Raw genomic sequence first — 21,977 nt, 5'->3', positions numbered from 1 at the left:
GGTGTCCGTCCGGATCTACATTGATTCAACCCGGGTGACCGTATCAAAGCCCGGCTTCGATGCGCAGTCGCCACCGGCAGTCGACTACAAGTACCTCTCGCTGGACAGTCGTCTCAATCAGGGGCGTCCACTAGAGGTCGGAATTTTGCCGGGTTACAGCTTCCTGGTGAGCGGGAAGGTCTTCTACACGACCACCTATCCGAAGCCGCCCGCTGTCGACATCATTGCGTACGGTCTCAACTCGGGCATGGCCGCATACAATCAATCGATTGTTATGCGCGATGCGAACAGTAGCACCGCGATTCAGCGGGTGCCGTTCGCGGTGCTGTGTGAAACGAACGGATTTACCGCAACTGACTCTGGCCTGTTCACCTATAGGCATTCGCGGCTGTACGGGGCATCTGTCACCCTGTTCTATGTCGCTTGGCAGGTTCAGTGATGGCTCGGCGCTTCCTCATGGGCTTGCATCCAAGCCTCGGCGGTTACGGCGTATGGTTGTCGCGACCGGGGGTTGACGTCGTTACGGCTACAGTGCCGGGCGACTTCCTTCTCAAGCCGGACACCAAGAATGAACAAGTCATTTTGTCTGGCAGCGTTTTTCTGCCGCCATTGAGCGGTGACGTAAATATCCCTTTTACGGTGACGCTTCCGCAGAATCCCTATGTTGCGTTCAGAACGTACATCGACTCGGGCGTTGTTTCTTACCCGTATCGACTCGATATGGCCATGCCGCGGGACCTCACCATCGGCGGTGTCGTCTACTACGAGATCACGAACGGCTTCCGGATTTCAACCAACTCGCTGACATTCAACAACACCATCTCGGAGTCCTACGGCATCTACGTGGACTACATGATCTTCAATAGGAGCCTCGGGTGACGCAGCGGGTCCTATTGCAGGGCGGAGCCGGCGCAAAACTCGTCGTCAGCAAGCCGGGGATCGATGCGAGCGTCGCCAATCTCGATCAGACAGTCTTTGATTCCCGCTGGTCGGGTCACCAGTTCTATTTGAGCGGCACCCTGGACAGCATCAACGACAGCACTGCTCAGCTGAACTTCGGAGAGACGCTCGACGCGCCGCCGTTCATGCTCGGCTATTGCGATCCGAGCATTCTTCTGAACCCGGGCGCGCAGTACCTCATGTGCGAGTCCTTTCGCGGCAGCGGTACGGACTTTTGGATCTACGCTGCCGTGACGACGTCGGCCATCGTGTTCCGGTTCAAGTTCGGCAACCAGCAGGGACGGCTCTACTTCTCGCTGTTCAGGAGAATTGCAGGATGACAGGAGTGACACTCGACGCGGCATGGGCTGTTCCTGGCTACACACCCGCTGATGCCGGCGGACAGGCAGTCCCGCTAAGTCCGGAAGCCATTGCGGCCGGGGTCGAGGAGCCGGAAGCGATCAACAAGACCAAGACGCTCATCAGGCACGACGCAAGCGGGGTTATTACCCAGGTCATTCTCGATGCCGAAAGGCCCATGGAGGAAATTTCCGCGGCGTATACCACGGCTGGGATCGATCACATGCTGTACGACGGCCCGGTCGATATCAGAGAGGCCTACGTGGACGTCACAAAAGACCCGAAGGAGGTCCTGCCGAAGCCGGAAGTGGTCATCACTGGTGAGATTCGACCGATCAAGGCGGACGGTATCGACGCTCTGCATCTGACGGTCCAGCCGGAAAAGTTCACGGTTTATGTCTGGTACGATAACAAGCTGGTCCACCAGGAAGACGTCACCGACGGCGGCATCGAGTTCGCGATCGACCAGGTCGGCACGTTTAGGGTGACTATCGTCCCGGGGCAGCCCTACAAGGTCGGAGTCTTCGAGGTGCTGGCGCAATGAAGCTCAGCATCTCGCCGCTCGTCCAGGAGAAGAAGCGAGCGGAGCGTCGGATCAACGCGTTCCTCATGGTCGACGGTCACGACGTCGCGCATTCGCGCAAGCACATGCTAGCGTTGGCTGTCCAGAGCGGTGCGGCACCGACCGTCGAGTTCGAAGAGGCTGCGAAGATCGAGGGCAAGACAGCGCAGGAGCTCGCGGCCATCATCCTCGCGAAGCCTGACGACCTCATGATCAAGGAAAACAAGCGCAGGGCACTCCTCGTGGCCGCTCGCAATGCGCAGACCTTGGAAGAGTTGAACAAGATCCTCGAGGATAGCGGCGTCCCGGCACATTACGAGGATCAGCGGATGGCCTTGCTGCCGTAACCCGCGCGGAGCCGATAGCGGCTCCAGTCCAGCAACCACGAAGAAGTTTCAGTCGAGAGGTTCTCGAGATGACGGCGCTTGCCAGTTATTCCACCGGCACAGTCACTATTGCCGCCAACGGCACCACCGTGACCGGCACCGGCACGATCTGGTCAGGCGTCAATGTGCGACCTGGTGACATTCTGCAGGTCGGCAGCTTCCAGACGATCATTTCCGACGTCACGGATGTCACCCATCTGGTCATCCCGCAATGGGGCGGCGGCGCGCAAACGGATGTCGCCTATACGATCTGGAAGTGGTTTCCGCAGCGCGTTGTTGGCGCATCGGCCGCCCAAGATGTCAGCGACTTGGTCGGAGCGCTGAAGGTAACGGGGTTCTTTTGGTTCGTGGATGCGGCCTTGTCGGCCCCGGATCCATCCCTGAACGCCTCGGACGGTCAGTACGCACTCCAGCCGTCGACCGGAAAGATGTGGGTGAAGGAGGATGGCGATTGGACCTTCCTCGGCCTTTACAAGGGACTTAGCTTCAAGGGCGTTTACAATGCCGGCACGACGTACTCCGCCGGCGACGTGCAGACGACCGCCGGCACCTCCTATGTGTGGATCAATCCCACTCCTGGCTCGGGTCATCCAGCGCCTGATCTGACCTATTGGCAGGTGCTAGCTGCGAAGGGCGACAAGGGCGATACAGGCTCGGTGCCGTGGTCGGCAACGCTGAATTGGGCGACGGCGACGAATTACGTCGTCGGGCCGCCTGCCTCGATCGTCGTCGGTCCTAACAAGAACATCTATCAGTGCATCGTACCGCATCTGTCGGGCACGTTCTCGGCCGACCTTGCGGCCGGCAAGTGGTTGCTGATCGGTCAAAGTGCGACCGAAGGCACAAGCCCCACGTCACTACTAATCGGAGTTGGTGCGAAGACGTTTTCAACGCAAGTTGGATTGTCTTATCAGAACGGCGTCAGGCTGCGTGCGTCGTCAAACGCTGCGCCGACGAATTGGATGGAAGGCGTCTGCACCTACGATCCGGTGAACGGCACGATTTCGATGACGGCCGACAACTCCGGGGGAGCGGGCACGTTCGCTGATTGGAATTTCAATCGTGTTGGCGAGCGCGGCCAGCCCGGGACCGCCTTGTCAGCCGAAGAGTACAAATACTGGCTGGGCAAGGCAGCGATGCTCGATCCCGCTGCGTACGTTCATTACACAGGCAAGTTCTCCCTGACGGTTCCTGCCGGCGAAACGCTGTATGTGCTCAATGCGTGGTCTGCGCTTATTGCTGGCGGTACTTCGTCTTGGTTCCATCGCGATCTTGCGGCATCTGAGGCTTTCGAAGTTCCGGCAGGTACAACGATTTCGTGGGATAGCATCTCCTATACCGCATTCCTTTATATCTGCCGCCCCGCGCTCGTGATGAACGATCCGAAATACGTTGATCCGAAAGCGTTGTATTTTCAACGGATCAACGCCTTGCGCGCGATGGCGCTGTCGCAACTGTCTGCAACAGTTGCATCCGGATCTGCTCCTGGCGCTTCCACTGCTGCGTCCTTCCCCCCGGATTTTAATGACGGCATCCTGGCGCAGGTATCTGTCATGGATGCTGCATGGTGCATTCTCAGGGACGCACTACTCTGGGGAGGAGTAAACACCACCAACGAAATTTCTGACGTTCATCAGTACCGAACAACGAAGACTCTGATGACGGCGTTTCCGAGAGCAGCGTTTCCGTCCATTTTGACGCAGAACGCGAACGTGTCCGGCAATAATACTGACGTCTCAACGTTCATAAGCCGCGGCAATATCGCGTACTATAAGTTGCCTGACACCTGGCGCGCGACGCCGACGCGGGCATATCAGGCCGCAATTCTCGCGGATGCTCCGAGCAGATACTACAACTTCAATGAATTTGCCGGAACGACGGCATCCAATCTCGGTTCAACATCCAGTGCCGATGCGGGCTATGTGGGGTCCGTTGTCTTGGGGATGGCTGGTGCGCCCGGCGATGGTTCTTCGAGTATCGCTCTCAACTCCGCTGACGATTACGTCACGCTGCCTGCTAGCGCTGATTGGAATTTGGCCGGCTCAGACTTCACGTTTGAATTCTGGGCGCGGTTTGACAGTTTGCCAGCATCTTCGGCATCATATGACCCATGGTTGGTAAATGGGTGGGTCACGTCGAACGGTGACACCGATAATAGCTTTCTTGTTGCCGTTCAAAACAACAAGCTAGTTCTCTTGGTGAAGTACGCCGACGCCACATCGGTTACTCTCAGCAGCACCGTTTCGCTGGATGTGCATATATTTTATCACGTGATTGTAGGCCGCAGCGGCGGCAATCTGTTTATCCGTGTCGTCGGCAAAGAAACTCGGCAGACACTGGCCGTTACTAAAAACCTCATCACCCGGAATTCCAAACTGGTGATGCTGGGCAATTCGTTTGCCGGCGGCGCGTCTCCCGGAACGTTCCGCCTTACCGGTCGTCTTGACGAATTCGCCTTCTATAAGTCCGCACTCACTGATGCGCGCGCGGATGCTCATCATGCGGCGCAAATTGGTTGGTAGCTGCTATGCAAGTTGCCATATGGCACGACGCTTCCTGGATTGGCCGCGGCGCCGACTGGCGCACAGGTGTTCTAAAAGACTGGATTACATTTGTTGCCGGGATTCGCCGCAGCTTTTGCGGCCACATCGAAGCAACTCGGTAGTTTTGACTTCGGCCCAAAGTCAAAAATGATCGACGACAAGCCTAGCATGATGCCACCGCCGAAGATGATCGCAACGATCAGATAGTCCATCCTGGTCCAACGGTACTGCTGCACGGCTAATTCCATTCCAATTGCAATTCCTGAGTGGAAACTACCACCACAACCACTGATCGAGCAACAGCCCCCCTTCGAGGCGAGGTATCAAATGACCGACCTCGCGGCCCTGAACGCGTTGGGATGGTTGCGATCTACGTGGCGCCGTGCGTTCCTGTTAGTATTTTGCCGGATGCGGTGGCGGTCGTCGCCTCGATTGCATCAGGCACCCGCGCGCCGAACCGTCTGCGATATCGATCGACCGGCAAGACTACAAACCAGAGCAGCGCTGCGCTGAAGATGATTGTCGCGCAGACATAAGCGAAATTGTCCGGCGTCATCACCGACGGCGCATGGTCTTTCATCACCGCATAGACGAAGAGATGAGAGAGATACATCGGGTAGCTCAACTCGCCGATCATGCTGTCGATGCGCGACGTCCGAAAGGCAGCGAAGAGGAGCGGGCACGACACGGCGATCAGCAGGATCACTTTCGGATTGAGCAGGAAGAACGTCTGCGAAAAGTCCTGGATTGATAGTGGCGTCGCCAGCACGATGAACGCCACTCCGGCAAGGGTGAAAGCTCCTGCGATCTGCAATATGCCGACCGGGACCATCCGAAGCGCCTTGCTGGCAAAGTAGGACAGGCCGCCCGCGGCGAACATGGTCATTTCGGCCGGTGAAAAGCGGTAGTGCCAAGGATCGATATCGTGCGGCGACCAGTATCCGATTGCCAGGCGAACGGCGATGCCGAAGGCAAGCAGTCCGAGCAGCCGCAGCGGTGAGCGACAAATGAATGGCGCGATCGCATAGAATGTGAGCTCTACGCCGACGCTCCACATTTGGGGAACCAGCATCAGGCCGTTCAACTGTGGGCCCGGCTCGGTTGCGAAGTGCGATGTCGGAAAAAGTGATCCGTCTGGGCTGATGCCGAGAAACAGGTAGAGATCCTGGAAAAAGATCGCACAGTTGCTGAACACGACGAACGCGGCGCCGACAAAATCCAGGTGTTCGAGGCCGGCGACGAAAGTCGAGCGCTTGAGCACGATGAGGGTCAGCAGCGCCACGACTGCATAGGCGGGCCACAGCCGAAGGTACCGGCTGAGATAGAACTGGCTGACATCGCTATATCCGGCGCGCGTGTTGAGCACCATGGTGATCAGAAAGCCGGAGATGACGTAGAAACCCTGGACGGCGGTGATGCCGCTCAAGAGGCTATGACCGAAAAGCTGGCTGCCTGGCGCGTGCGTGACAACGACGCATAGCGCTAGCAAAAATCGAAATATTCCCATCCCGCCCCGCTTCTAAAATTGGGATAAACAATACCTCGCGTCAACCTTGCGGAGCAAGCGTTCGGGTTGCGGGAACTCCACACATCGTGCCACTTGGCTAAAGGGTTGGTTCCGCGTCGAATTTCAGGGGTATCGTTCGATCTTGCGCGTGGTGGCATTCGCTTTTGCGCGCAACTGGTCTGACGATCTAAGATAATTGCTTCCGCCCGAGCAGCTTCAAGGCCGTGTTGCGGCCGGCCACCATCAGAGGATATGCGAATCTGGAAACCGCTTCGGATCGAAAGAGAAGCGAGTTGAGCTTATTCAGAAATCCTGATCTCGTGCTGAGGAGCGCTAGGCGATTGAGCGCCAAGTGGCCATGATAGGGGATGCCGTTCAGAGAAAGGATCATCCCAGTGTTGACCTCGCGGCCCGCCTCTCGGTGATTAGCAACGAGTGAAGGATTTTCGCGGGCGTCGAGCAGCCGAAATCCAGGCACACTCTCCTGCAGCCGCGACCATCGGACGTAGCTCGAGCAGAATGGGCAGTCGCCATCATAGAGCAGATAGTTGGTTGGTTTGGTCATCGTACAGGCACCGACACTGCGTCCGATCGGAGTGTATCAAGTTCGTAGCCGGTTGGAACATCCCTGATGCAGGTTGCCCGCCAAATGAACCTGTAGGCGACCACCTGGTCCCAGTGAATGGCCGAATTTGGCGCGAAGGCGTTGTGGTTTTGCAGGAAATGCTGCGGTGGGAAGACGAGCCATGAAGGCCAGTACCATTTTGGCTGCACCACCCCCGCATGGAGCGCCTGAATCGCGGGCTTGATATAGGCGCCGAGTTTCATCGGGTCTTTCGGCGGCGCGAGGACGCAAGAATTCGCGGTCTCGCGATCCCGACTGTAATACGTGGTCCCAAAGAAGCCGGTAGGGATTGCGTTCTCCTTCTTCCATTGCTGGTCAAGAACAGCGTCGCTCATCAGGAGATAAGAGAAAAATCCGAAGACGCGCGGGGACACCCTGGCCGAAGATCCATCCGCGTTCACTGCTTCGATGATGACGCTGTTGAACCCGTGAGTTTCGTACCAACCGGCTTCGAAGATCGTGAAAGCCCTCGGCGCAAGCAACATCATGCCGACGAAGACGATCCGAGCCGCCCAACTGAAGGTCACGGTCAGGTAGCCCATAGCGATGGCGAACGCGATGTTGATGGACATCCAAAGGTAGAAGAAGATGCCAGTCAGTCCGCCGATCGCCAAATGCATCATGTCGTAGACCAGCAGCATGATGCGGACTAATGGCAGAAACGGCATTGCCACCAAGGCCAGCAACTGAATGCCCATGGTTAGGATGTTCATCAGCAAGATGTTTTCGCGGAAGGCGCGATAGAGAAACTGCCCGAGCGGCATGCTCGAGAAAATGTTGACACCGATCCGATCAGCCGAACCTTGCAGCGTATAGGTGGTGTTGGTGGTCAACCAGCTCAGTGGACCGCCATCCAGCGACAGCTTCGCGATCCCGGAATAGAAGTAGTTGGCGAAGTGGATGGCGCATGCAGCCATGATGAGGGATGAGAAGATCGAGTCCCGATAGTGTCTAGCGCTGGGTACAGATCTGATCAGCGCCGCGATGGCGAGGCCGCCCGATAGCAAGAAGAGGGCGCACTCCTGCAACGTCATTTCTTCATTCCAGCCGAAGGGCACGCCGAGAGCCGAGGCGAACGCAAATCGATACCAGCCGCATGCGCAGATCGGCAGAATGTAGCCTGCGGGTCGCCACCAGCCGAGGAGCCCGCCTGCCAGTGCTAGCGGCGGCAAGGCGTAGATGGCGAACCATTGTTCGGCCGAGAGTGTCGCGAACGTGATCGAACTTGGCATCGCCTGCGAGACCGCAAAGGCGGTGAGCACGGTGCCGAGAAAGCGAACAAGCAGTCGCAAGGGCCACGAAAATTCCGACGCCCGAATGAACGTCAACGCAAGGAAGAGACATCCGACGCTCCACTGTTGAACGCTGGGGGCGACCAGGGCGCCGCGTAGCAGGAAGTGGTGCCAGTGTGTCGCCAGGGCGATCAGAAAGAGGATCAGGACAAGCGGCAGTCCGTTCAGGGTAGAGAACAGCCACAGCGGTATGGCGTTCTTCCGCGGCCACCGGGCAGCCTTGGGCGCCGGCAAAAATCGAAGCATTCCCATTCCAACTCATTTCCAGAAATTGCGGCGGCGACCATACGCCGCCACAACCAGCCCGAGCAAGCGCCGGTAGTTGCATTACCGCAACAGTACCCGTGTTCCCGGCGTCGGAGTTCGTCGCCTAGCCGCCCAACAGGGCGGCTTTTTCATGAGAGGAGAGCAGAAATGACCATCGCAGCCCTTGTGGCGGCGAAACCCTTGCGCATGGGCGCATCGGGCGATGCCGTGAAACAGATCCAGCTCGCGCTCAAATCCATCGGGTACGGCCTGACCGGTACCGGGTGGTTCGGACCGGACACCGACACCGCAGTCGAGGCGTTCCAGAAGCGCGCCGGATTGAAAGTCGATGGGGAAGTCGGACCGCTGACCGGTGCGGCGCTCGATGCCGCGGTCGGTGGGAAGGCCCCGGTAGCGGCGCCGGCAACGGAGATCAGTCGACCGCTTTGGCTCGAGGCCGGCATCAAGCTGATTGGCACCAAGGAGGGCGCCGGCGCAAAGGACAACCCCGTCATCATCAACTGGGCGAAGGACGAGGGTGGCGACATCGCTGCGGAATATACTCATGACTCGATTCCGTGGTGCGCGCTGTTCGCCAATCACATCCTGACCAAGGTCGGTCTCAAGGGGACCGAGACGCTGTGGGCGCTGGACTTCGCTGGCAAATGGCCTGCCGTGAAGCTCGCGGGACCGGCGGTCGGCGCCTTCGCCCCGATGAAGCGGACAGGCGGCGGCCACATCACGGTCGTGGTCGGCAAGGATCAGCACGGCAATGTCATGGGGCTGGGCGGCAACCAGTCCGATGCCGTCAACATCGAGCCCTTTGCGACATCTCGCCTCAACCAGGGCTTCTGGTGGCCGAAGGATGTTCCGCCGCCGCTGGCCAGTCAGATCGGCTTCAGCCATCTGCCGATCGTCCGCAGTGACGGTCGCGTGTCCACGAACGAGGCCTGACGGCCGTGGACCAGGACCGTCACGCCGAGCTCGACCCCGCCTTCGACCTTTCGCCGTTCCAGTATTTCCTCGACTTCCTGCTGGTGCCATGGGTGGTTTGTAGCTTGATCGCCTTCGCCGTAATCGGCGGAATGCGGTTGTCAGCGATCGCGGGATGGCTGGCCGTCGGCGCGGCGGCTTGGACGCTCGCGGAATACTGGATCCACCGCGCGATCTTCCACGGCAACAATCGCTTCGCGCCGATGCACGACATGCACCATCGGCTCCCGCGCGATATGATCGGGATCTCGAGCCTTGGCACGTTCATGGCGTTCAGCGGCGTGTGGCTGCTGGCATGGGCCGCGGCCGGCGAGGACTCGGCATCGGCCTTCGTGGCCGGCGTCATGATCGGGTACCTGGCCTACTGCGCTATCCACGTCCGATTCCATCATCATGGGCCGAAGGCACGGCTGTCGCGATACGTCGCCTTCATGAACGAGCACCACTCCGGTCATCACCGGGGCGGGAAGGGCAACTTCGGCGTCACAACGATCGTTTGGGATGTCGTCTTCAGGACCTATCGGCGATCAAGCTGAGAGCGCGCGGTCGATCGGCCAATTCAATCGGAAGATCCGACGCCATGCCTTCATGTAACCAATCCCGGCGAGCGCGCAGGCGTCTTTGAGGATCATCTCCTCGCCTCGATATACGATCCTAACATTGTTGCGCTTGTTTCTCGTCTGGATGGCTCTTGTTGACCATCTGCAGTTCGATTTGCTGTAGCCCTCATCATTCTTGATCCGGTCAAGAGAATGGTGGGGGCTCGGTCTATCGCCCATGTCTTCGTGGAAGTTGGCGAAGTTGGACCATCGATCGCAGACAGAAATCCCTCGGCCGCCGTAGTCCGGAAATTTTTCGTCGTTTGGGTTCGTGCATCGCCGGATCATGTGAGCCCACGCTGCGTATTCCGCCGAGAATCGTCTGCCGTGCGTGATCGAGGCCTCGCCATCGCTCTTCGCGCCATTTACTCGAGCATTCTCGGCGCGCAGGCAGCCGCATGAAATGACGTAGCCGCGCCTGACCGACGAGGAGCGGCACACGTAGTCAGTCCCGCAGTCGCAGGCGAATTTCCAAAGGATATTGGACCGCGCGTCCTTTCCTTCTCGGGAGACTGCGACAAGACGTCCGTACTTCATTCCTGGGGTCATGACGCCGACTCTATCGCGTCGCCTCGACCATTCAAAGAGCTTCGTGTTCGGCACCTATCGCCGGGCATCTTGAAGAACGCCGCGCGACGGATCTCGCGCATTTCCACATCGAAAAGGTGAAACATGAACCGCATCTATAGCGCGGCCTTTGCCGTGCCTCTTCTGCTCGCGCCGAGCCTGGCCATGGCGAGCGGCAGCTCGTTCTTCGTCGAGGTCGGACCAGCCTTCGACCCGACGGGCATGCTGATCGCCGGCCTGCTCAGCCTGGCGCTGGCTGCCGTCATGCTGCCGCGTCGCGTCCGTCCGTTCGCTCTCGGGTTGGCCATCCTGGTCGGCGTCTCGCTCGCGATCGACGTCGCGTTCGCAGCCGATGCCGCGGCACCGGAGACGGTCGCGCAGGCGACCAGCGACACCACGAAGGTCACCTGGGCGTACGGCGCCACGGTGTCCCAGTGGGCCACTGCGATCGGCACCATGATCTTCGCCTTCGTGACGTGGCTGCTGCGGAAGCTGCCGGCGCAGATCTACAGCATCTTGGTCTCGATCCGCGCCGACCAACTGCTCCAGAAGGGCATCGACTACGGCATCAACATGGTGCAGGGCGCCACGAAGGACAAAGCGCTGACCGCTGACGTGCACAACCAGGTCGTCGCGGCTGCACTGCAGTATGTGCTGGACCACGGTTCCGACTGGCTGGCCCAGTTCATTGGTACGCCGGAGCAAATTGCGCAGAAGATCATCGCGCGGCTGAACTTGGCTCCGGATGCCGTTCCGGACGTCAACACCGCCGTGACGAGCATCCCCAAGACGTAAGGCGGGCGCCATGTTCAGCGGGACGACGCTCGCCGCTGTTCTGACGGTGCTGCAGCCGCTCCTGGAGGCGTTCTTCAACGCCTTCGGGAGTTCGCTGAACGATTACTTGGCGCGGCAGCGTGCCGACCAGAACGCCAAGGATCTCGGCGCGGCTCAGGCCACCGTCCAGCAGCAGAACGCAACCATTGACGCTCAGCAGGCCGAGCTCGAGGCACAAGCCAATGCCCCGAAATCGGTCGATGACGCGATCAAGCGCCTCGAGGAGGGCTCAGCATGACGTTCACCTGCACCGGCTGGGCCTTCATTGCGGTCCAGCTTACCTGCACCATGCCCGATGCGGCGCCGGCGGTTGTTTGTCCGCCGGTCCGAGCCTGGACTCAGGACTTCCAGAAGCAGGTCGCCGCCGAAATGCGCGCGGCGCCGAACAGCGCGCTCGCCGCCGTTGCCGTTCAGGCGATCGGCGATCGCGACGTCGCCCGGGCATGCGCCCGGCGTAAGAAGGCGGGTAAGCGGTGATGGGCGCCGCCGGCACGCCGGAGATCGTTGCCCAAACCCTCGCGGGGTGGGGGCCGGCAGGAGCTGTGATCGCGGTCCTGCTTGCGACCATTCCCGTCCTGGCTGGAGCAATCGTGGTGCTCTTCAAAGCGAACAACCGTCTCCATATCGAGCGGAAGGAAGAGCTCGCTCGGTTCAGCAAGCTGGTCGAAGCCAACAACGCGGCCCTGACCAAGGTCGCGGAGTCGACCGAGGAGAGAAACCGCGTCACCGAGGCGCTCGCCGAGGCCATCAAGGTGCAGGCCACGGCGTTCGAGATGGTGAACCAGCGGATCGAGTTCTACCACGGCAACAACATCGAGAAGCTGAAAGACCTGATCGGCACATTTGCCTCCCAGGCTGACGCCGTCCGCGTCCTCACCGGCATGGTGACGTTGGCGAGGGATAACAGCTCCGTCGCAGCAACGGCGGCCACTGAATTGAAGGTGAAGGTCGACAGTATCGCCTCGAAAATTGATGGGGCCCTTTTGCGGAGGCCGCGATGAGCCTCCTGCGAACCGTATTGCGCCAACTCCACCTCATCGAGCCATTCGATGAAGAGGAGATCGATAAAGCTTCAGCCGAAAACGCATTGCATGACCACGACGCCACGATGCGGCGCCTTGATACTGCCGATCGAGAGATCAGCAACGCACAAGGCCGACTTCGTGAAGCAGTAAGCCTTTCGCGTTCGTCGAGCGAGTCCGCCCAGGCACCGCCACGGCACGACGAAATTGCGCAACTCGTTCATGACATGCGGTCGTTCGGCCAGAGGCAAGGGCATTGAAATGTTCAAATTGTTGGAGGGTGCGAACGGCACCCTGGCTTTCCTGCTGCTGTTCGCCTGCTTCATGTTCGGGGTCTACATCATCCGCGAGATCACCTTGAACGGCGTCAAGCGGGTCCGTCTTCAGGCCGCAATATCGCTGTGCGTGGCATTCGCGCCGGAGGCGGCTTCCCGGATGTGGATTTGGTACTGGCGCCATCTCGAGAACGGCGGCGCGGACGTCGACTCCATGCTGCACAGCCCGGTGCTGCTGATCACAGCACTTGTCCAGATCGTCGGAGTAGCCTGCGTCATCCGGGTGTTCGCGCCCGATCGTTGGGGCAGGGAGGTCTGGATATTCACCACGCTCGTTGCGGCTGCGATCGCCGTCACGCTTTCCCTCATCGCATAGGCGGCCACGATGGAATGGATTGTCCCGATTGCTGCCGGCGCCGGTGTTGTAGCAATGCTAGCCGGTTTTGTGATGGTGAACATCGCAAGCACCGTCGACGAGACCAACACGGGCTTCGGCGTCGCTTTCGTCGGGCTGCTGGTGGTCGCGCTCTGCTTCATCGTCGCGCCAATCACCCTGTAAGAGTCGACGAAGAAAACTGATCCGGCGCATGCCCGCGCCGCGATAGATCCGTCGTCGCCCTCCAAGTTGCGACGGTAACGAAGGGTTGTCGCGGAGCAATCCGCGGCAACCCACCCAACTACCCAAACGCCACCTTGCCCGGCTGTCCCGATGGGGATGGCCGGGCTTTTTTGCGTTTCTAGGGCCTATCCGTATCAGCCCGGATATGATCCGATTTCGGCCGGTACTACATCTGGTTGCATGACCGACATCGTGATTTCCACGCCGCAGCGACGCTCCCTATTTCCGGCCGCGATGATATTGCTCGTCGCCGGCAGCCTGCTCGCGCTTGCCTATTTCGTCGGCTCACTCATCGCGCATTCAGGCGGCGGCTGAAGGCAGTGGGTCAGTTTGAAAGCTGACCCCGAAAAAAGTCCTTGGTTAATGCCCTGGGCGCTCGTGCTAGGACTCGCACCAGACGGGAACTTGCGTCTAAATTGAGCGACATGCGAGACACCCTCATTTTTTGGCGTCGCTGCGCGGCTTATGCCGCCAAAGGAACAGTCGCCTTTGCAAACGACTGGGCGTGGCTATTTGGTGTCCCCGCCACCGTCATTATCATTCAAGTTGTTGCTACCGGGTCTGGCAATTCCGTGACCGGGAGTATTGTCGCAGATGCGTTGCTGTCCGGAGCTATCGCCTTCGCTATCACATGGATGGTGATATTTTTCGTTAGGCTGATTGGCGCGCCCGCCGCGCTTTACAAACAAGCGGGCGGCGACGTGTTGGAAAGCATCCCCGCAACACGACCACTGCCCATAGCAATAACAGTCGATTCTCTGGCGTCTTACCTCCGGACCGGTAGTAGGCCCAATAGGCTCGATTCCAAGATTGCCAAACAAGGCCATGTAGAACTCAACAACGGCTCTACTCTCGCATATGGACTGTGCAATGACCTTAAAAGGCTGGGCATCGTTGATATTGCTCAACTGGATGCCCTACTGGAGGAAAAGGAAGAACTAATTCTGTACACAGCCACACGATGGATTTTCGCAGAAAGCACCCCGGAGCCCGGCGTCAATCGGGGACAATGCGTAGCAGAGCTATGTAGCGTCCTGTTTGCGCAGCTGGGGAAGGACCCGCAAGCAAAACGAATGATCGATGATTATTTGGCTGCGAAATCGGCTAGCCGATCTTAGCCCTGACGCACTACCCGCAGGTCCTCAGGAGAGTGCGTCCTTCACCCGGTACATCGCGGGGTGCTTCCGGTTCTTCACCTTGACCCAGTCGCAGGTCTTCGGCCGGTAGCGTCGCTCCCGGTGCTTAGAGACGAGGCCCTCGAGGCCCATGTCGCAGGCCGCGCGGAACAGGTCCGGACCGATCTCGCCAGCCTCATAGGGCGCAACGAAGATGCCCTGCGGCCGGCGCGCCAGTAGCTTGGCAAGCCGGCCTTTGCGCTCGAACAGCGGCAGCTCGCGCAGGTCGTCGCCGTCGAGCGCGACAAGGTCGAAGGCGTAGAGCTGGGCGTCCTCGTTGTGGCGGTTGGAATGCAGGGCGTCGAAGTCGGAGATCCCACGGACGTCGAGCACGCAGATTTCGCCGTCGATCGCGAACCGCTGCGCCTTCAGCTGCATGGCGCTTTCGACGATCCACGGGAAGCGCCATGTCCAGTCCAGGCCCGACCTTGAGCTGACGCGCACCACCTTGCCGTCGCGCTCCACGCGACCGCGGTAGCCGTCATATTTGACCTCGTGAAGCCAGTCCGGCCCGGTCGGCACGGCCTTGGCGGCGACCGGCACGCATGGCTGAAACAGGGGTTTTGGCATGCCCGGAAGATAGGTATCCGGAGCGGGTTTTGCGAATCAGCTAGGAGGGTTTCGCGCCGTGGTCGGCGCTTGCTGCCATCATGCCCTTGCCGAGTGGCCCGAGCGCCTTGCGATCAAGTCCGATCGACAGCAGCGTCTGTCCGAAGCCGAAGGTGAAGGCAAACGCGTCGGGCCTGTCGGGAACATCGCTGAGGCCAACGCCGCCTGCCATAACATATGGGTCCGGCGGCATTTCGCCGGTTTTGATGGGCGGAGGAGCCGTGGCGCGGACCGCGGCTGCGCCCAGCAGCCCGACCACGAGCGCGCCGACGACATCGGGGGGAAAGTTCAGCGTTGTCGAGCTTCCATCCTGCGTCGCCGATAGCTTGACGATCGCGCCGTCAGGGCTGAGTGTGATCTTGAAATCAGACACGAGCTTCTCGGTCGGCATTGGCGCTTCCTCTTATACGAGCCTAAGGCTGAGCTGCCGCCGGTCGCCGATGTGTCGATCGACGAAGCCCTGCAGCTGTGCCGGCACCTCGGTCTGCTGCAGGTCGCAGCGGCGCTGGATTTCGCGGGCGACATCCTCAGAGACGTCCTCGGACCAGCGCTCGGCGGTGTTGAAGCCGATGACCCGAAGCGGGTCGGAATATTCGCCGGCCATCAGGTCCTGAATGACGGTCTCGAGGTCGGTCGCATCGAGGTCGGCTTCGCGCCAGGCCCGGCCGATCCGGCCGAAGTCGTCGGCGACCAAGTAGACGGTATGATCGGTCGAGGGGACGATCGAGGGAACCCAGCCGGTTCGACGCATACGCAACTCCACGCCAAAGCCCCAGTTCAAGATACGTGCCGGCGTGGCCATTGTCGAATCTCGGGCGCTCAGGCAGCCGCCGCGGGGTCTTCCTTCGAGGTTCCACGGGCCACGATCGTCAGCGCAACATCGGGCAACGGCCGCTGCAGCGCCTTCGCCTCGTCCCAAGGAGCGCGCATCCAGACATCACGCTCCTCATCGGTAGTCAGGATCACCGGCATCGCCTTAGGGTGGATCGGCGCCACGACGCCGTTCGGCTCGGTGGTCAGAAAGCCGTAGACCAGGTGCGGCCCCGCCACTGGCTTGGCCTTGGTGCCACGATCGCCGGCATACTCGGTCCAGATCCCAGCGAAGGCGGTCAGCGGCCGATCGTCGTCGAGCGCGAACCAGACGACGTCCTTCTTGCCGGTCGCCGGGTTCGGCTCCGGCGCGTACTCCGAGAAGCTGTTGAACGGCACCAGGCAGCGGCTCTCCGGCTTCAGCCATCGCTTCCAGTGCGGTGACTTGACGTTGCGGATGTTAGTCACCGGCGGCCCGCCGTACTGCGGCGGTGACGGCATGCCCCAGCGCATCAGCACCAGCTCGCGGCCGGCGCCACTGTCGCGCACGACGGGGGCCGGGTAATCGGGGAAGACGCTTGGCATCGCCGGCAGGTTGCCGACGTATCGGTTGACGAGCCGGAAAAGGTCAGCGATCGCCGCCTGGTTGGTCGTTATCGAGTAAAGGTTGCACATCAGGCGAACAGATCCTTCCCAGGCTGGAGCATCCTCACGAACGTTCCGCTTTCGTGGTACTCGAGCCAGCCCTGGTCCCTGGCGTACTGCAAGCCGGCCCAATATTCAGCCGGTGTCGCCTTATCCTGGTCGATCATCGGATAGTTGATCTTCTCGATGTAGATCCTGCCGTCCTGGATCGGCTCAAACGCTCGCGCGTGCTCCATGATCCGGCGCGCCGCTTTCTCGGGGTCGGAGTAGGGGCGATCGCCCTTCATCCTCATCGGCAAATTCCATCATTCTTCTGGGCAGCGTAGATGTGCCCGCGGTGCGCGTAACTCTCGTCTGGCTGCTGGCTATCAAAGGCCGCACCGCAGGGACAGCGCATCAGCGAAGATGGCTGTTGAGCAGACAGCTTTTCGCCGCGCTCCCACATCGCATATTTTCGCTCGGTCCAATCGCGCTGATGGCGCCAAGCCTCGAAGTCGGCCTCGGTGCGCGTCGGTAGCAACCGTCCCCATGCGATCTCGAATGCCGCGCGCGCATCCTCGAATGATGCCGCCGGGCCGCTGCTTTGCTGCCCCGGGTCGCAACCAGGATAGAAGCCGCAGGTCCAGCCCCATTGATCCGCGTCGGCTGGAACGCCGGCGCGCTGACCGATCCAGCCGACGTTGACGTCGCCATAAAAGACGTCCCAGCCCTCGCGGTGAGGGTCGGCGGAGGGACGGCGTGTCAACTCGGTCATGTTGCGTCTCCGATAGGCCGCCGCTGCCAGAGTTGAACGAGCTCGGCCGCCGGCCGCCTGCCGGCGCCGCTGCACTTCACACAGCGCAGTCGCCCCGCGAGATCGTGCACCATGGTCGACGGGACGTGGCGCAGCGCGGCCAGGTCGACCGCGCGCGGCGTCTTGCACCTCGAGCATCGGATCTCGAGCCACGGATAACCGGCATTGAGGGCCTGATCGATCGAGGGCGACGGATCGACCGGGCCGCCATCAGCCCACATCTTCTCGTTCCAGCTCTGGCAGAGTAGATCATCGGCTTCCCGGATCAGGGCCTCGCCCTCGGCGCGCTTTTCCTCCGATCGGCGGGCAAAGACCGTCGTCATGGCGCGGGCACGCGCCAATTCTTTGGTCAGCGCCTTCCGGTCACCTCCGGACAGTGGCGTGGGATGATGTTTTGGGGCCATCCCGGCATGATTGCGCCGAATCCGAGGTGAGTGAAGTCGCTAGGGCTTGTGGGTGTCGAGGCCCGCAGGCCAACGGTTTGGTCAAGACAGGGGCGATTTCGAGGGACTAAACAGGCAGATACTCGTCGAATCCGATATAAGCCGTGGTTGTTTTATGGCATTGGCATCGCCCGGCAGTAGCATCACGACCATGGGAAAGAGCAAGAGGCCCAGGACAAAACCAGCCGCGGCGAATGCTGCGATCCAACCGTCACAGCAGCAACCAACACCACCGCCCAAAGCGGAATTGGAATTAAGCGACGGCAAGGTCGCGAGAGGACGATGGCGCGCCCTATATCGACGGCTATTCCCTTGGGGAAGACGTCTCGTCGCTCTTGGGAAGGTTGCGAGCGCTCTATCAGCGGTTGGTGCATTTGTGCTGCTCGTCACGGCGCAGATACGCGTGCTGCCGAGCGTGGTCCTGGATCCACAAAATAGCTTTGGGACGCAATTGGCGATCGTCAACCAAGGACACGTTCCGGTCTTCGATTTACGCTTCTCGTGCAATTTCGACGGGACTTCGGGAGCAGGGAGCCTTTCGAATATTCACATTAATTTGGACACGCCGGTCACGTTACTCTGGCCGAACCAAACTGCGACCAGAAGCTGCATGGTCCAATCGACTCTCGACAACGCGAGGGTAGTTGTGACGCTCGATTATTGGTGGCCCGTACGGTTTTGGAGACACAGGCCATCGTTTCTCTTCACCCTTCGAAAGGGTTCGTCTGGGTACTTCCTTGTGCCAGACGCCGAGTAAACCGGAAGGCTCTCAAGATTTTTTTGATCGTGATCTCGCGGCCGATGTCGCACCCGTCCAGTTGGTTAAATCGCCCATGTCCTGAGCGAGTTAGCAGTTGCTCCTAATCCGCGTTCGAGAAGGCGGAACGAGCAGCACGCCCAGCAGTTGTGAGGAAGAGGGGCTTGACGGATTCCAGAAACTCTGTGCATACCGCTGCCCCATCGAAACCGCCGGCAAAATGATTTGCCTGCTCTGAGGACCGAAACCGTGTTGAGCCTACGCTCACATATCGTCGCGAAAGCCGCCGCCGCGCTGCCGTTTATTCGGCGGAGCGATTGGTCGTGCCTGTCCGTGACGGAACAAGGTCCGAGCTATATGCGCCCCGAAAATCTCGGGACATCCACGATAGCAAGAGCGTAACAGGCGGCGGGAATCCACCCTCCGCCACACCAGGCGGAGAGGGCAGATGGCCCGCACCAACACCACCACAGGACTCGAGAACCGCGCCAAGCAGAGGATCTTCTCCTCGCCGGTAGCGCTCGCCTTCGTGCGGACCGTTGTGGCCCGCCGCGGTGTGACCGAGGCCGAGGCCCGCAATATCTATCTCGATTACATCAACCGAGCTCAGCCGCATCGCCGCGGCGAGCGCACGGCTGCATGACTGATTTCGGAATACGGGACGATCGCCCCCGCAAGGACATAAGGCGATTTCGCTGACCGGTACCGGTCTCCTTCAGTGGGGCGGCAAACGGTGGTTTCAGGCAGCGAAGGTTTTCTATTTGGCCGGGCTCGTCCCGGTCGTTTGTGAATGTTTGCCGGCGTGGCGCAGTGGCAGCGCAGCGCACTCGTAACGCGAAGGTCGCCAGTTCAAATCTGGCCGCCGGCACCAGGTCAGCCCGCATAGCTCAGATGGAGAGCAGCCGCATTGTAGGCGGACGCGCGCAGACTCAAGCCCTGCTGCGGGCACCACTTCGCTGTCATAGCTCATCGGGTAGAGCGCGATCTTGGTAGGGTCGAGGCGCCAGGTTCGAGCCCTGGTGACAGCACCATCAATGCGGACGTGGCGGAACTTGGTAGACGCGCCGGTCTCAGGAACCGGTTCTTCGGAGTGTGGGTTCGATCCCCTCCGTCCGCACCATTACAACTGCCCCGGTGGCGGAATTCGGTAGACGCCGGCTGCTCAAAACAGTCTTCCTTGCAGGTTCGAATCCTGCTCGGGGCACCATCACGCTGAGCCCGGATAGACGCCGGTCGCGAGTTCGATCCGCAGCTTGAGCAGCCGCTTCTGTCGGCTGCGCAGCTGCTCCAAGAAGAACTCGCTGTCGAAGCCGGCACGGATCGTCTTGCGCCAGGTCAGGCAACCTTCGACCGCTGTCCGCCGGCTGATCCGGTATTGCTGGATCGCGGTCAGCGTGTTCCACCATCTGACGTACTCGGCCATCTCGCGCTCGAGCACGGCGTCGACCTGATCATCGGTGAGCTCGCAGAATTCCTCGAAGCGCTCTTCGAAATCGTCATCGTCGATCATGGTTTTGGTCCTCCTACTGGGTAATCGCGCCCGCGAGGCCAAACCGGAAAGGGTCGAGCAGCTTTATTTTCGGCCTCTATGGGAAAGCGTCCCGAGGCAGGAAAAAGCGGAAGTCACGCGCGCCTAGCTCAGCGGTAGAGCGCCTGTCCTACACACAGGATGTCGGCGGTTCGATCCCGTCGGCGCGCACCAATTCGCGTCCGTAGCTCAGTGGGAGAGCATCGCTATGACATGGCGAATGTCGGCCGTTCAATCCGGTCCGGACGCACCAACTCGTGCAACTTTTGCACAACTTCGATCACGCACGTTAGTCCGACCGGTGAGGGCCTCGCCTGATAAGCGAGTGGCAGTTGGTTCGATTCCAGCAGCGTGCACCAACAACGAGGAGGACGATCATGGTTGTTCTGACGACGCTGATGCAGCGCGTGCCGTCGGCGATCCTGCCGCCGGGCGTGCACCTCCTCTCGATCGAGAGCCAGGCGGCGCTGGCGCGCGCGAAGGCAAAGGCCGACGCGATCGTAGAGCGTCACACCAAACCGGAGCGGCTGGCCGCCGCACCCATCGATACGATGGACCGGTTACCGTAGCGACGAACGGCCCGGACTTTTAATCCGGCTGGCCTCACGGCCACATCGGGGGTTTGAGTCCCGCCCGGTCCACCATCACGGACCTGTGCCCCCAGCGCGGATTCTTAATCCGTCGGCGCAAGCCATCGTCGGTTCGAGTCCGAGCAAGTCCTCTGTCACTTGCGCGAGGCATGCGCGCGAGGCGGAAAAGCTGGTACAACCAGAGGGGGAGAATCGAAGGAGGGCGGTTAGGTGGATAGTTCGCAAGAAGACACGATGAAGCTACGAGAATATGAGCTCAAACTTGTGCAGGCATGGGCTGAACTCAAGTACCGCGTGGCCAACACGGTTGCGCTCGCAAACATCGGCGTGTTGGCCACCGCTGTTGCGTTTATGAAGGACAAGGGCACGGATTCCTCATCCCTTCTCGCGCTGGGGACTGGTACGTTCGGTTTGCTGAGCGCGGGTATCGCGCTGATAATCGTCTGGAGCAATTCTGAAGAAGCGATAAACCGGATCATCACCGGCGATAAGCCAGAAGAGCGATTGAAGATCTTGGCGGACAAACGGCTATCGACGATCTTCACCGTATTTATTACGGGCGCAGTAATCGGATTTGGGGGCGCTATTGCCTCGTTCACCGGTTATTCGCAAGCGATCTACGAGTGCAGCCAGAAAGGCAATCCTTGTAAATTGCGGAAGTGAAGCGGCTGGCGGCCGTGGCGAAACGGTAGACGCATTAGTCTGAGGGGCCGACGGGAAACCATGCTGGTTCGATTCCTGCCGGCCCACCATGAATCGATCTACATTCTCGGCGAGGACTCGCGTCTCCGCATTACGTCGTAAGACTGCACGCTGCAGTACCCATAGGCAAACGCGTCATCAGTATATGTCGCCTCACAACCATAGTGGATCTTGAGATGCCGCCGATTTGCATCCAGGAGATCGATGTACCCGGTGCCTTTCACTTCCTGCGTCACGCAATCTGCGGTGCCAGGAATCAAATCGCCTACGTCGGGAATGAAGTAGTCGGTATTGTCGATCGCCTTGCCGGGTACCGGGAAGGGTATTACTTTTCCTTTGTCGCACGACAAATGAAAATCTGCCCTGCACAAATATACCCCATCAGCCGGAGTGCAGTTCAGGACGCCGCGTGGTCGCTTCGTATTGGGCATGTCGGCGGCTAGTGCAGGCGCGATCGCTAACAAGGTCACAAGAAGAATGAAAATACGCATTTGGGCCTCCACGTTCTGATTGGACAGCCTTGCAACGCCAGGTAGCGTACCGCGATCCCAAAATT

General features: G+C 60.1%; 34 protein-coding genes and 9 tRNA genes. 29 read left to right on the top strand and 14 right to left on the bottom strand.

Features of this window, described 5'->3' with window-relative positions; genetic code table 11:
- Position 1: 1 nt before the first annotated feature.
- The 6 genes from J2R80_RS32470 to J2R80_RS32445 all read left to right on the top strand — a co-directional run bounded on the left by J2R80_RS32470 (position 2) and on the right by J2R80_RS32445 (position 4,769).
- Entirely contained in the window at positions 2 to 439 is a 438-nt protein-coding gene (locus J2R80_RS32470; protein ID WP_253639991.1) for a hypothetical protein, read from the top strand.
- Positions 439 to 879 (top strand): hypothetical protein, encoded by a 441-nt coding sequence (locus J2R80_RS32465; protein ID WP_253639990.1) that lies wholly within the window; start codon positions 439 to 441, stop codon positions 877 to 879. The genes J2R80_RS32470 and J2R80_RS32465 overlap by 1 nt, the downstream gene beginning before the upstream one ends.
- Positions 876 to 1,280 (top strand): hypothetical protein, encoded by a 405-nt coding sequence (locus J2R80_RS32460; RefSeq protein ID WP_253639989.1) that lies wholly within the window; start codon positions 876 to 878, stop codon positions 1,278 to 1,280. The genes J2R80_RS32465 and J2R80_RS32460 overlap by 4 nt, the downstream gene beginning before the upstream one ends.
- Complete coding sequence (locus tag J2R80_RS32455) at positions 1,277 to 1,843, top strand: hypothetical protein (RefSeq protein WP_253639988.1); 567 nt, start codon at positions 1,277 to 1,279, stop codon at positions 1,841 to 1,843. Before J2R80_RS32460 ends, J2R80_RS32455 begins: the two co-directional genes overlap by 4 nt.
- Positions 1,840 to 2,208 carry a hypothetical protein gene (locus J2R80_RS32450; RefSeq protein WP_253639987.1) on the top strand — a complete coding sequence of 123 codons (369 nt, stop codon included), beginning with the start codon at positions 1,840 to 1,842 and terminating at the stop codon, positions 2,206 to 2,208. The genes J2R80_RS32455 and J2R80_RS32450 overlap by 4 nt, the downstream gene beginning before the upstream one ends.
- 68 nt (positions 2,209 to 2,276) lie before the next feature.
- Positions 2,277 to 4,769: a LamG domain-containing protein gene (locus J2R80_RS32445; protein WP_253639986.1), complete on the top strand. Its 2,493-nt coding sequence runs from the start codon at positions 2,277 to 2,279 to the stop codon at positions 4,767 to 4,769.
- Between the two features lie 71 nt (positions 4,770 to 4,840).
- Here J2R80_RS32445 and J2R80_RS32440 read toward each other — a convergent pair whose 3' ends face one another.
- From J2R80_RS32440 to J2R80_RS32425, 4 genes are all read right to left on the bottom strand, one after another.
- The gene (locus J2R80_RS32440; RefSeq protein ID WP_253639985.1) at positions 4,841 to 5,038 is read right to left on the bottom strand and encodes a hypothetical protein; all 198 of its coding nucleotides are present in this window, start codon (positions 5,036 to 5,038) and stop codon (positions 4,841 to 4,843) included.
- A 122-nt stretch (positions 5,039 to 5,160) separates the two neighbouring features.
- Complete coding sequence (locus J2R80_RS32435; protein ID WP_253639984.1) at positions 5,161 to 6,297, bottom strand: acyltransferase; 1,137 nt, start codon at positions 6,295 to 6,297, stop codon at positions 5,161 to 5,163.
- A 187-nt stretch (positions 6,298 to 6,484) separates the two neighbouring features.
- Positions 6,485 to 6,862 carry a DCC1-like thiol-disulfide oxidoreductase family protein gene (locus tag J2R80_RS32430; RefSeq protein ID WP_253639983.1) on the bottom strand — a complete coding sequence of 126 codons (378 nt, stop codon included), beginning with the start codon at positions 6,860 to 6,862 and terminating at the stop codon, positions 6,485 to 6,487.
- Positions 6,859 to 8,460 carry a hypothetical protein gene (locus J2R80_RS32425; protein ID WP_253639982.1) on the bottom strand — a complete coding sequence of 534 codons (1,602 nt, stop codon included), beginning with the start codon at positions 8,458 to 8,460 and terminating at the stop codon, positions 6,859 to 6,861. The genes J2R80_RS32430 and J2R80_RS32425 overlap by 4 nt, the downstream gene beginning before the upstream one ends.
- Positions 8,461 to 8,628: 168 nt before the next feature.
- On the opposite strand from J2R80_RS32425, the gene J2R80_RS32420 reads away from it, so the two are divergent.
- Both J2R80_RS32420 and J2R80_RS32415 read left to right on the top strand, forming a co-directional pair.
- The gene (locus J2R80_RS32420; protein WP_253639981.1) at positions 8,629 to 9,414 is read left to right on the top strand and encodes a TIGR02594 family protein; all 786 of its coding nucleotides are present in this window, start codon (positions 8,629 to 8,631) and stop codon (positions 9,412 to 9,414) included.
- A gap of 104 nt (positions 9,415 to 9,518) precedes the next feature.
- Positions 9,519 to 9,989 carry a sterol desaturase family protein gene (locus tag J2R80_RS32415; RefSeq protein WP_253639980.1) on the top strand — a complete coding sequence of 157 codons (471 nt, stop codon included), beginning with the start codon at positions 9,519 to 9,521 and terminating at the stop codon, positions 9,987 to 9,989.
- Here J2R80_RS32415 and J2R80_RS32410 read toward each other — a convergent pair.
- Positions 9,981 to 10,589 carry a hypothetical protein gene (locus J2R80_RS32410; RefSeq protein WP_253639979.1) on the bottom strand — a complete coding sequence of 203 codons (609 nt, stop codon included), beginning with the start codon at positions 10,587 to 10,589 and terminating at the stop codon, positions 9,981 to 9,983. The genes J2R80_RS32415 and J2R80_RS32410 overlap by 9 nt on opposite strands.
- Before the next feature lie 135 nt (positions 10,590 to 10,724).
- Between J2R80_RS32410 and J2R80_RS32405 the strand changes: the two genes are divergently transcribed.
- From J2R80_RS32405 to J2R80_RS32370, 9 genes are all read left to right on the top strand, one after another.
- Positions 10,725 to 11,414, top strand: a complete 690-nt coding sequence (locus J2R80_RS32405) for a hypothetical protein (RefSeq protein WP_253639978.1) — start codon at positions 10,725 to 10,727, stop codon at positions 11,412 to 11,414.
- Between the two features lie 10 nt (positions 11,415 to 11,424).
- A complete protein-coding gene (locus J2R80_RS32400) occupies positions 11,425 to 11,691 on the top strand; it encodes a hypothetical protein (protein WP_253639977.1) in 267 nt (88 codons plus the stop codon).
- Positions 11,688 to 11,930, top strand: a complete 243-nt coding sequence (locus J2R80_RS32395) for a hypothetical protein (protein WP_253639976.1) — start codon at positions 11,688 to 11,690, stop codon at positions 11,928 to 11,930. Before J2R80_RS32400 ends, J2R80_RS32395 begins: the two co-directional genes overlap by 4 nt.
- Positions 11,930 to 12,454, top strand: a complete 525-nt coding sequence (locus J2R80_RS32390) for a hypothetical protein (protein WP_253639975.1) — start codon at positions 11,930 to 11,932, stop codon at positions 12,452 to 12,454. Before J2R80_RS32395 ends, J2R80_RS32390 begins: the two co-directional genes overlap by 1 nt.
- Entirely contained in the window at positions 12,451 to 12,735 is a 285-nt protein-coding gene (locus J2R80_RS32385) for a hypothetical protein (RefSeq protein ID WP_253639974.1), read from the top strand. Before J2R80_RS32390 ends, J2R80_RS32385 begins: the two co-directional genes overlap by 4 nt.
- A 1-nt stretch (position 12,736) precedes the next feature.
- Positions 12,737 to 13,126, top strand: a complete 390-nt coding sequence (locus tag J2R80_RS32380) for a hypothetical protein (RefSeq protein ID WP_253639973.1) — start codon at positions 12,737 to 12,739, stop codon at positions 13,124 to 13,126.
- Between the two features lie 9 nt (positions 13,127 to 13,135).
- A complete protein-coding gene (locus J2R80_RS32375; protein ID WP_253639972.1) occupies positions 13,136 to 13,309 on the top strand; it encodes a hypothetical protein in 174 nt (57 codons plus the stop codon).
- 240 nt (positions 13,310 to 13,549) lie between these two features.
- Entirely contained in the window at positions 13,550 to 13,684 is a 135-nt protein-coding gene (locus tag J2R80_RS43330; protein WP_256527886.1) for a hypothetical protein, read from the top strand.
- A gap of 101 nt (positions 13,685 to 13,785) precedes the next feature.
- Positions 13,786 to 14,487 (top strand): hypothetical protein, encoded by a 702-nt coding sequence (locus J2R80_RS32370; protein WP_253639971.1) that lies wholly within the window; start codon positions 13,786 to 13,788, stop codon positions 14,485 to 14,487.
- Positions 14,488 to 14,511: 24 nt separating this feature from the next.
- On the opposite strand, the gene J2R80_RS32365 is transcribed toward J2R80_RS32370, so the two are convergent.
- From J2R80_RS32365 to J2R80_RS32335, 7 genes are read right to left on the bottom strand one after another with little or no spacing between them, the layout of a single operon-like run.
- Positions 14,512 to 15,114, bottom strand: a complete 603-nt coding sequence (locus tag J2R80_RS32365; protein ID WP_253639970.1) for an RNA ligase family protein — start codon at positions 15,112 to 15,114, stop codon at positions 14,512 to 14,514.
- A 40-nt stretch (positions 15,115 to 15,154) separates the two neighbouring features.
- Positions 15,155 to 15,544 (bottom strand): hypothetical protein, encoded by a 390-nt coding sequence (locus tag J2R80_RS32360; RefSeq protein WP_253639969.1) that lies wholly within the window; start codon positions 15,542 to 15,544, stop codon positions 15,155 to 15,157.
- Positions 15,545 to 15,556: 12 nt separating this feature from the next.
- On the bottom strand, positions 15,557 to 15,955 hold the full coding sequence (locus J2R80_RS32355) for a hypothetical protein (protein WP_253639968.1): 399 nt from the start codon (positions 15,953 to 15,955) through the stop codon (positions 15,557 to 15,559).
- A 17-nt stretch (positions 15,956 to 15,972) separates the two neighbouring features.
- Positions 15,973 to 16,638 carry an SOS response-associated peptidase gene (locus tag J2R80_RS32350; protein WP_253639967.1) on the bottom strand — a complete coding sequence of 222 codons (666 nt, stop codon included), beginning with the start codon at positions 16,636 to 16,638 and terminating at the stop codon, positions 15,973 to 15,975.
- A complete protein-coding gene (locus tag J2R80_RS32345; RefSeq protein WP_253639966.1) occupies positions 16,638 to 16,901 on the bottom strand; it encodes a hypothetical protein in 264 nt (87 codons plus the stop codon). Before J2R80_RS32345 ends, J2R80_RS32350 begins: the two co-directional genes overlap by 1 nt.
- Positions 16,898 to 17,362 (bottom strand): hypothetical protein, encoded by a 465-nt coding sequence (locus tag J2R80_RS32340; RefSeq protein WP_253639965.1) that lies wholly within the window; start codon positions 17,360 to 17,362, stop codon positions 16,898 to 16,900. Before J2R80_RS32340 ends, J2R80_RS32345 begins: the two co-directional genes overlap by 4 nt.
- A complete protein-coding gene (locus J2R80_RS32335) occupies positions 17,359 to 17,805 on the bottom strand; it encodes a hypothetical protein (RefSeq protein WP_253639964.1) in 447 nt (148 codons plus the stop codon). Before J2R80_RS32335 ends, J2R80_RS32340 begins: the two co-directional genes overlap by 4 nt.
- A 1,244-nt stretch (positions 17,806 to 19,049) precedes the next feature.
- On the opposite strand from J2R80_RS32335, the gene J2R80_RS32330 reads away from it, so the two are divergent.
- From J2R80_RS32330 to J2R80_RS32305, 6 genes are all read left to right on the top strand, one after another.
- Positions 19,050 to 19,244, top strand: a complete 195-nt coding sequence (locus J2R80_RS32330; RefSeq protein WP_253639963.1) for a hypothetical protein — start codon at positions 19,050 to 19,052, stop codon at positions 19,242 to 19,244.
- 153 nt (positions 19,245 to 19,397) lie between these two features.
- Positions 19,398 to 19,472, top strand: a tRNA-Thr gene (locus J2R80_RS32325).
- Positions 19,473 to 19,477: 5 nt separating this feature from the next.
- Positions 19,478 to 19,552: transfer RNA gene (locus J2R80_RS32320), tRNA-Thr, on the top strand.
- Positions 19,553 to 19,556: 4 nt separating this feature from the next.
- Positions 19,557 to 19,632: transfer RNA gene (locus tag J2R80_RS32315), tRNA-Thr, on the top strand.
- A 5-nt stretch (positions 19,633 to 19,637) separates the two neighbouring features.
- Positions 19,638 to 19,721: transfer RNA gene (locus J2R80_RS32310), tRNA-Leu, on the top strand.
- An 8-nt stretch (positions 19,722 to 19,729) separates the two neighbouring features.
- A tRNA-Leu gene (locus J2R80_RS32305) sits at positions 19,730 to 19,808 on the top strand.
- On the opposite strand, the gene J2R80_RS32300 is transcribed toward J2R80_RS32305, so the two are convergent.
- On the bottom strand, positions 19,809 to 20,111 hold the full coding sequence (locus J2R80_RS32300; RefSeq protein WP_253639962.1) for a hypothetical protein: 303 nt from the start codon (positions 20,109 to 20,111) through the stop codon (positions 19,809 to 19,811).
- 117 nt (positions 20,112 to 20,228) lie between these two features.
- Between J2R80_RS32300 and J2R80_RS32295 the strand changes: the two genes are divergently transcribed.
- The 6 genes from J2R80_RS32295 (at position 20,229) to J2R80_RS32270 (ending at position 21,382) form a co-directional block, all read left to right on the top strand.
- Positions 20,229 to 20,303, top strand: a tRNA-Val gene (locus J2R80_RS32295).
- Between the two features lie 4 nt (positions 20,304 to 20,307).
- A tRNA-Val gene (locus tag J2R80_RS32290) sits at positions 20,308 to 20,382 on the top strand.
- A gap of 31 nt (positions 20,383 to 20,413) precedes the next feature.
- Positions 20,414 to 20,488 (top strand) — tRNA-Ile (locus J2R80_RS32285).
- 18 nt (positions 20,489 to 20,506) lie between these two features.
- Complete coding sequence (locus J2R80_RS32280; RefSeq protein ID WP_253639961.1) at positions 20,507 to 20,698, top strand: hypothetical protein; 192 nt, start codon at positions 20,507 to 20,509, stop codon at positions 20,696 to 20,698.
- Positions 20,683 to 20,773: transfer RNA gene (locus tag J2R80_RS32275), tRNA-Lys, on the top strand. Before J2R80_RS32280 ends, J2R80_RS32275 begins: the two co-directional genes overlap by 16 nt.
- Positions 20,774 to 20,929: 156 nt before the next feature.
- Positions 20,930 to 21,382: a hypothetical protein gene (locus J2R80_RS32270; RefSeq protein WP_253639960.1), complete on the top strand. Its 453-nt coding sequence runs from the start codon at positions 20,930 to 20,932 to the stop codon at positions 21,380 to 21,382.
- Between the two features lie 98 nt (positions 21,383 to 21,480).
- Here the strand turns inward: J2R80_RS32270 and J2R80_RS32265 are convergent, their stop codons facing one another.
- The gene (locus tag J2R80_RS32265; RefSeq protein WP_253639959.1) at positions 21,481 to 21,912 is read right to left on the bottom strand and encodes a hypothetical protein; all 432 of its coding nucleotides are present in this window, start codon (positions 21,910 to 21,912) and stop codon (positions 21,481 to 21,483) included.
- Positions 21,913 to 21,977: the final 65 nt, after the last annotated feature.

Origin of the sequence: Bradyrhizobium sp. USDA 4541 (assembly GCF_024171085.1) — a bacterium.
Lineage (GTDB): Bacteria > Pseudomonadota > Alphaproteobacteria > Rhizobiales > Xanthobacteraceae > Bradyrhizobium > Bradyrhizobium australafricanum.
The sequence above is the reverse complement of the archived record's forward strand: the minus strand, read 5'-3'. Positions and strand labels throughout refer to the sequence as shown.